This window comes from Solirhodobacter sp. (genome assembly GCF_964715405.1).
Genome location: NZ_CBAICG010000040.1, coordinates 22,105 through 29,889, shown reverse-complemented (window position 1 = coordinate 29,889; position 7,785 = coordinate 22,105). Strand labels below are relative to the sequence as shown.

Here is a 7,785-nt window from a genome sequence, read left to right as displayed (position 1 = left end):
CGAAAGCACTTGACCAAACCGCTCAAGCCTGACTCCCTGAAAGCGTCGGCCAGCCTGCCCATGATCGCGAAATGGCTGCCCACGATGGCGCGAAACCCGTGCCCGAGATCGCGCGAAATCAGCGCCCACTTTCCGCGAAATGCGCACTTACCCTGTTCGGGGGAATTTCTATCCCTGATCGGCGAGAGAGAATTCCCTGTTCCGCCAGAGCAGGGAATTGGCTCGCAACATGCGGAAATCGTAGGGCGATTCCGGCTTCCAATGACGGGAAATCACCGCAAGAATCGCGATTACCCTGATTATTCCCTGTTTCCACAGAGCGCCCGCGCAAACCGAACCGGCTCCAGACCTCCGCGGAGACGCGGCATGGAAACTGGCCGATGACGCGCGCGAACAGGCGTCTCGGATGTCAAGGCGGCCGACTAACCCCCGAAAACACGGGCAAAATCCGCCGCAACAGGAACAGCAGGGACAGAGACCGGTCTGGGTGGCGGAGCCGAAGGGATTCGAACCCTCGAGACGGTTCCCCGTCTGCACCCTTAGCAGGGGTGTGCCTTCGACCGCTCGGCCACAGCTCCGCTGAACCGTTTAATGGCCGGGCCAAGCGGGGGCAAGTGGGAAAGGAACGGGCGTCGCGGTTTCAATCGCCGGGCAGGGTGCTGGCCGCGATCGAACCCGGCCGGGTTTGCCGGAGGCGCCCTCGCGGTGGCCGGGCTCGCGGTGGCCGGGTCCGATCCCTGACGCGTCGGCGGTGAAGGATATCCGTGTTCGGCCGATCGTGGCGGGCCCCGGTCGGCAGGATTGCTCCAGATGGCCATCCCGGAATTGCACGTGTCTGATGGACGCCACCCTCGGCGCCCGGCGGCAGTCCCGCCCCGGGCCGACGAAAGCGGCGCCGTCAGCCGCCGGCGACGTGGCGTGCGGCGGCGGCTGATGCGGTGCGGCAGGCGTTTTCCAGCGACGCGCCGTTGGCGAGTGCTGCGCTGAGTGTGCCGATGAAGGCATCGCCCGCGCCATGGCTGCTGACGACAGTCACCTTCTCCGCAGGCAATTGCAGGATCTCGTCGGCGGCGCCCCAGGCGGCGAGACCCTTGCTGCCGGCGGTGACAATGACGGATTCAAACTGCGCGGCCAGGCTGCGGGCGGCGTCGGCGGCGCTGTGCAGGCAGCAGACCCTGTCGGTGCCCATCATTTCGGCCTCGACCGCATTGACGACCAGAACGTCCACCAGACTGCGGAACTCCGGCGACAGCGCGCGAAACGGGGCGGCGTTCAGCACGGTGCGGAGGCCGCGACGGCGCGCCGCGCGGGCGGCAGCGATGTTCACCGCCTCGGGCACTTCGTTCTGCAGCACCAGAAGGCCGACATCGACCCAGATCGCCGGGTCGCCAAGGCTGGCGGGGTCGATCCGCAGATTGGCACCCGAGACGATGGTGGCGGCATAGTCGCCCGCACCATCCTGAATCGCCACGCTCATGCCTGATCCGGTGCCGGGGATGAGCGCGACATGGGTGTGCTCGACCCCGGCGGCCGCCAGAGCCTGACGCAGGAAGACGCCGAAATCGTCATCCCCGACGGCGCCGACCATGCGGCTGACCGCACCCGCCCTGGCGACGGCGACCGCCTGATTGCCGCCCTTGCCGCCGAACTTGGGATACCAGTGCGAGCCGATGGCGGTTTCGTCCTTGCGCGGCAAGTGATCGGCCTCGACCATGATGTCGTAGTGCAGGCTTCCCACGGTCAGGACGATCGGCATCTGTCGCTCACGATCTGCGTTTGGACTGGACGGCGCGCATGGTGCGGGCAAGGTTGAGGTCGGCGGCCTTGCGGTCGCGTTGCGCGACGGCCACGAACAGCGCATCCAGCAGGTTCAACTGGGCGATCCGCGCGGTCGCGTTTTCGCCCAACAGGGGCGAGTTCTGCGCGGTGGAACACAGGACCACATCGGCGATCCTGGCCAGCGGGCTTTCGGGATAATTCGTCACGGCGATCACCCGGGCGCCGTTCCGGCGCGCCATCTCGGCGGCGTCAAGCACGGCCGAGGTCGAACCGGAGTGCGAAAAGGCGATCGCCACGTCGTCGGGCGTCAACAGCGCGGCCGACATCATCATCATGTGGGCGTCATCGAAGACCGACGACCGGATGCCGATACGCAGGAACTTGTGGCTGACGTCACGGGCGATCTGGGCCGAACCACCAAGACCGTAGAAGTCGCGCTGCCGGGCCCGGGCCAGATAATCGGCGGCGCGCTCGAACGCCTGCAGATCGAGGATGGCGAAGGTTTCCTCCAGCGCCTGCATCGCGGTGCGGAACACCTTCTGCACGATCTCGCCGGCGGTGTCGGTTTCCGAGATTTCGGAATGCAGCGCGGCGGTGTCGGAGCGGTAGTAATCGACCAGCCCCTGACGGAAGTCGCGGAAGCCGGCGAAGCCGAGCTTCTTGGCGACCTTGACCACCATCGCCTCGGACACCGCCGACTTCTCGGCGAGCTCGCGCAAGGGGGTCGTCTCGTCGATGTCCTTGCGGGCCAGGATGTCGGCCGCGACCTTGCCTTCCAGCGGCGTCAGGCTTGGCAGCTTCATCCGGATTTGCGCGCCCACGGCCTTTGGATCACCCATGCTTACCCCTGTTTCCCATCCCCGGCGCCCGATGCGAACTTGTCGATCAGCATGGCGATGATGATGATGATACCGGTGGCAAGCAACTGGTCGAAGGCCTGCACGTTCAGAAGCGTCAGGCCGTTGCGCAAAGTGCCGAGGATGATGCAGCCGATCAGCGTGCCGTTGACGAACCCGCAGGCCGCCCCGACGGCAAGCGCCCCCGGCAGGGCCAGCGGGATCGGGACGCCGCCGACCATCATGGCGGCGGCCAGCGTGGCGGTGAGCGCGGCCACCGGGCCCACCGACAGGTCGATCCCGCCCGCAGTCAGGGCGCCTTTCAGAAAGTGGCGCATTGGGTCCGCCCGTTTCAACACGACTTGATGATGGTTGGTAAAGTCTAGTCAGACATCGCCCCCTTGGTTGCGGCAATGCGCGCGATTTCCTGGGCGGCGACGGGGTCTTGGCGGCTTTGCGCCTCGGACAGGCGGTTGTCGCCCTCCAGGGCCCGCACGCCCGCGAGCAGGCGGCGAACGGTGCGGATGTTGGCGGCGCATTCGGCCACCGGGTCAAGGCCGGACGCATCGGGGAAGGTGTCGAAGTAGATCGCCCCGTCGAAACCGGCGCGGGCCACTTCGCGCAGCAGTTCCAGTGTCGCGAGTTCATGGACCGAGGCGACCATCAGGCCGTCGTCGCGCTTGCCATAGCCGTCGTTCAGATGCAGGCCGAGGAGTTTGCTCTCGCGCGCGATCATCGCCGCGGCAAAGGCGGGCTGTTCGCCGGCGTAGAGCGAATGGGCGAAGTCGAGCGTCACGCCAAGGTTCGCCGCACCCACTTCGGCGATCGCCAGAAGCGTCGTCGCGGCGTCCGGAAGAACGGAATAAGCCCTGGGTTCATTTGGCTTGTATTCGATTGAGATGAGGCAGTCCGGGTCATGGGCGCAGACCTCGGCAAGGCCGGCAATCTCGGCCTCCCACAGCGCGGGATAGTCGCACTGGAAGGCGTAGTCATAGCCGTCCTGGCCCAGCCACAGCGTCATCATCGGCGCCCCCATCGCGCGGGCGGCGTCGATGCCGCGCCTGGTCAGATCAATGGCGGCGCGGCGCACGGCGGGGTCGGGATTGGTGAAGGCGCCGCGCTTGTAGGCGGGGTTGGAATAGTAGCGCATCGCCAGGCCGCTGAGCGAAAGGCCGTGGTCGCGCACCACGTTCGCCACCTCGGCCGGATCGTCGCCGATGTGGTCCGGGAAGTTGAGATCCAGTTCGCTCAGCCCCTCGACCGTCGCCGCCCGAGCGACCAGCATCGCCAGAGAAGGTGCGCCCGAGAGGCCCGACCAATAGGCCGAGGCCCCGGAGGCAAAGGAATTGATCCGTGTGGCGAAGCGACGTCCGAGCATGTGATCCTCCAAGACAATACAAATATCCAGCAATCCGTAAAGTTACAAGTCCAATTTCATCTCGACCAGGGCCGCATCATGCGCGGGCCGGGGCGGCCGCGACCGGGAGGGTCCGCTCGAACCGGGGCGCCTGCACTGACCGACGGGCCGGAGTCACGCGGTGACTCCCGCAGGACAGTCGGGCACCAAAGCCCGGCCGCAACGCCGCCTGACTGCGACGTGATCGCCGCACCTGCGGGTTGCGCTTGATCTTCCTGCCGGGAGCGGTAGAAGGTTCGGGTTGATGCGAGAGTATTCCGCTCTCGAAGGAGCAGACGATGTTCGAGGGTCTCAGTATCTCCCACCTCCTCGTGATCGCACTGGTCGTGATGGTCCTGTTCGGCCGCGGCAAGGTCAGCGCGTTAATGGGCGAGTTCGGCAAAGGCATCACCGCGTTCAAGCGCGGCGTGAGCGAAGGCGCCAAGGAGGTCGATCCGGTGGCCACCGCAGCGCCGACCCAGGCCCGCGACGTGACGCCCGAGGCCGACAAGGTCCAGGCCTGATCCGGCAACCCTGCCGGAGCACGCGGGCCGGGCAAACCGGGCCGGGGGTTCCAGCGCGGTGCCCCTGATCGCGATGACTGCGAGGCGATGTGCAGGGGCCCGGTTTTGCCGGGCCTTTTGCGTTGATCCTTGCCATCGGCACCCGTGCCCCCCGCATCACCGGCATTTGTGACAGAAGATGTGACGCAACCGTCATCGGACTGTCACATGAAGGGATTATCCGGGCCGCGTCTCCGCAGTCGCCCTGGCTTGGAGACAGCGACCCATTCCTTGTCCTGTTCCAGGAGAACTGCCGTGAGCTTCATCAAAACATTCGTCGTCGGTGCCGCCGCCGCCGCTATCGGCGTTTCGCTGACCGGCGTGTCCGCCGCCGCCGACATCACCGGTGCCGGTTCGAGCTTCATCGCTCCGGTGATGTCGAAGTGGGCCGAAAGCTACAAGGCCGAGACCAGCAACCAGGTGAGCTACCAGTCGATCGGTTCCGGCGCGGGCATCAAGCAACTGCTGGCCAAGACAGTGGTCTTCGGCGCGTCCGACAAGCCGATGAGCGACGCCGACCTTGAAAAGAACGGCATCGCCCAGTTCCCGATGATCTCGGGCGGCATCGTGGTGACCTACAACGTGGCCGGTGTGAAGCCGGGCGATCTCGTGTTCGACGGCGCGACGCTTGCGGGCATCTTCCTGGGCAAGATCACCAAGTGGAACGACCCGGCGCTGGCGGCGCTGAACCCGTCCGCCACGCTGCCCGACATGCCGATCTCGGTGGTCTACCGCGCCGACGGTTCGGGCACGACCTTCAACTTCACCAACTACCTCAGCAAGGTCTCGCCGGACTGGAAAGACAAGGTCGGATCCGACACCACCGTCGAGTGGCCGGTCGGCTTCGGCGCCAAGGGCTCGGAAGGCGTGTCGACCACCGTGCAGCAGACCGCCGGTTCGATCTCCTACGTCGAATACGCCTATGTCGTGGCCAACCACATGGGCTACTCGAAGATGAAGAACGCTGCGGGCAAGACCGTCGAGCCGAGCCTCGACAGCTTTGCCGCCGCCGCGGCCAACGCTGACTGGGCGCATGCGAAGAACTTCAACCTGATCATCACCAACCAGGACGGCGACACCTCTTGGCCGATCGCCGCCTCGACCTGGGTGATGCTTTACAAGACCCCCGTCGACGCGGCCGCCAACGCCGGCGCGCTGGACTTCTTCAAGTGGGCCTACACCAAGGGCCAGAAGAACGCGACCGACCTGAACTATGTGGCGATCCCGGATGCCGTTGCGAAGGTCGTGATGGGCACCTGGAGCAAGGACTTCGGCGTGAAGTGAGCCGCGCAGTCGCGCAAAGTCGGCGGGCAGGGGTGACCTCTGCCCGCTTTCCATGACGGACCTGGGGGCGCAATCCATGGCAGTGACGACCGAGACAGCCGGGCCGGAAGCGGCGCGCCTTGCCGCGATCTCGCGGCGGATGCGCAGGCAGGATACGATCTTCTTCGCCATGACCCTTGCCTCGGCCGCGATCGTCGTCGGCCTGCTGATTGCCATCCTCGTCGTTCTCGTGATCGCGGCCTGGCCGACCTTCAGCCAGTTCGGCCTGTCCTTCCTGTGGGGCACCAGTTGGAGCGCCCCGCGCGACATCTACGGGGCGGTGCCCGCGGTTCTCGGCACCCTGATCAGTTCGCTGATCGCCATGGCCATCGCCGTGCCGATCGGCTTCGGCATCGCGATCGTGCTGACCGAGCTTGCGCCGGACCGCCTGCGCCGCCCGATCGGTACCGCGATCGAACTGCTCGCCGGAGTGCCGTCGATCATCTACGGCATCGTCGGCCTGTTCATTCTGGTGCCGCTGATGCAAAGTTCCATCCTGCCGTTCCTGATCGCCACCGTGGGGCAGGTGCCGCTGATCGGCGCCCTGTTCCAGCCGCCGGCCCCCGGCATCGGCCTGCTGACGGCAAGCATCGTGCTGTCGATCATGATCCTGCCCTTCATCACCGCCATCACCCGCGACGTGTTCAATACCGTCCCGCCGATGCTGCGCGAGTCGGCCTACGGCATGGGCATGACCACCTGGGAGGTGGTGCGCTACATCATCATCCCCTACACCCGCCTCGGCCTCGTGGGCGGCATCATGCTCGGCCTCGGCCGCGCCCTGGGCGAGACGATGGCGGTGACCTTCGTCGTCGGTTCGGTGACCCGGCTGCAGGCTTCGATCATCTCGCCCTCGACCACGATCTCGGCGCAGATCGCCAACAGCTTCGGCGATGCCGATGGCCTGCAACTTTCGAGCCTGATTGCCCTCGGCCTGATCCTGTTCGTCCTGTCGTTCGGCGTCCTGGCGCTGGCGAAGCTGCTGATCGGCCGCGCGGACAAGTTCTGAGGAGAAGTAGATGGACAGCACCGTCAACCAGCGCGTCGTGTCGCGGCGCTACCTGACTAGCCGGATCATGACGTCCCTGTCTGTCGGTTCGGCCGCCCTCGGGCTCTTCCTGCTCGGCGTCATTCTGGCCACCCTGTTGTATCGCGGCTTCACCTCGATCAACTTCGATGTCTTCACGATGTCGATCCCGGCCCAGGGATCGCGCGGCGGCCTGATCAACGCGATGTATGGCACCGTGCTGATCACCGGTCTGGCGATGCTGATCGCGACGCCGCTCGGGATTCTGGCCGGCACCTATCTGGTGGAATTCTCGAACGGCTCCAAGCTTGCCGAAGCCGCCAAGTTCATCAACGACATCCTGCTGTCGGCCCCGTCGATCGTGATCGGCGTCTTCGTCTATGGCGCCGTCGTGGTGCCGATGCACGGCAACTCGGCCTTCGCCGGGGCGCTGGCGCTGGCGCTGATCGCCCTGCCGGTGGTCAACCGCACCACGCAGGACATGCTGGCGCTGGTGCCGAACGCGCTGCGCGAAGCGACGGCCGCGCTTGGCGCGCCGCGCTGGAAATCGATGGTGATGGTGATCTATCGCTCGGCCTGGACGGGGATTCTGACCGGCATCCTGCTCGCGGTCGCCCGGATCAGCGGGGAAACCGCGCCCTTGCTGTTCACGGCCGGCTACAGCAAGTTCTGGAACACCGGGCTGACCGGCCCGATGGCCACGCTGCCGGTGGCGATCAACACCCTTGCCGCCGATCCCGGCGAGGATCTGAAACGACTTGCCTGGGCCGGTGCGCTGATCATCACGGTGGCAATCCTCGCCCTCAACATCCTTGCCCGCGCGCTTGCCGGGCGCCGCTCGTCCTGAAGGAGAGGGATATG

The 7,785-nt window shown here is 66.1% G+C and carries 8 protein-coding genes and 1 tRNA gene; 4 read left to right on the top strand and 5 right to left on the bottom strand.

Annotated features, from left to right (window positions below; all coding sequences use genetic code 11):
* Window positions 1-488: 488 nt before the first annotated feature.
* The 5 genes from AC11WY_RS15355 to AC11WY_RS15335 form a co-directional block, all read right to left on the bottom strand.
* A tRNA-Ser gene (locus AC11WY_RS15355) sits at window positions 489-578 on the bottom strand.
* A gap of 320 nt (window positions 579-898) precedes the next feature.
* Entirely contained in the window at window positions 899-1,756 is an 858-nt protein-coding gene (locus AC11WY_RS15350; protein WP_482927048.1) for a PfkB family carbohydrate kinase, read from the bottom strand.
* 7 nt (window positions 1,757-1,763) lie between these two features.
* A complete protein-coding gene (locus AC11WY_RS15345) occupies window positions 1,764-2,618 on the bottom strand; it encodes a MurR/RpiR family transcriptional regulator (protein WP_482927046.1) in 855 nt (284 codons plus the stop codon).
* A gap of 2 nt (window positions 2,619-2,620) precedes the next feature.
* The gene (locus AC11WY_RS15340; RefSeq protein WP_482927044.1) at window positions 2,621-2,953 is read right to left on the bottom strand and encodes a hypothetical protein; all 333 of its coding nucleotides are present in this window, start codon (window positions 2,951-2,953) and stop codon (window positions 2,621-2,623) included.
* A gap of 44 nt (window positions 2,954-2,997) precedes the next feature.
* Window positions 2,998-3,993 (bottom strand): sugar phosphate isomerase/epimerase family protein, encoded by a 996-nt coding sequence (locus AC11WY_RS15335; RefSeq protein ID WP_482927042.1) that lies wholly within the window; start codon window positions 3,991-3,993, stop codon window positions 2,998-3,000.
* A 317-nt stretch (window positions 3,994-4,310) separates the two neighbouring features.
* Between AC11WY_RS15335 and AC11WY_RS15330 the strand changes: the two genes are divergently transcribed.
* From AC11WY_RS15330 to pstA, 4 genes are all read left to right on the top strand, one after another.
* Window positions 4,311-4,535 (top strand): twin-arginine translocase TatA/TatE family subunit, encoded by a 225-nt coding sequence (locus tag AC11WY_RS15330; RefSeq protein ID WP_482927040.1) that lies wholly within the window; start codon window positions 4,311-4,313, stop codon window positions 4,533-4,535.
* A gap of 294 nt (window positions 4,536-4,829) precedes the next feature.
* Window positions 4,830-5,858 carry a phosphate ABC transporter substrate-binding protein PstS gene (gene pstS, locus AC11WY_RS15325; protein ID WP_482927038.1) on the top strand — a complete coding sequence of 343 codons (1,029 nt, stop codon included), beginning with the start codon at window positions 4,830-4,832 and terminating at the stop codon, window positions 5,856-5,858.
* A gap of 76 nt (window positions 5,859-5,934) precedes the next feature.
* Window positions 5,935-6,906 (top strand): phosphate ABC transporter permease subunit PstC, encoded by a 972-nt coding sequence (gene pstC, locus AC11WY_RS15320; RefSeq protein ID WP_482927036.1) that lies wholly within the window; start codon window positions 5,935-5,937, stop codon window positions 6,904-6,906.
* A gap of 10 nt (window positions 6,907-6,916) precedes the next feature.
* Entirely contained in the window at window positions 6,917-7,771 is an 855-nt protein-coding gene (gene pstA, locus AC11WY_RS15315; RefSeq protein ID WP_482927035.1) for a phosphate ABC transporter permease PstA, read from the top strand.
* Window positions 7,772-7,785 lie beyond the last annotated feature (14 nt).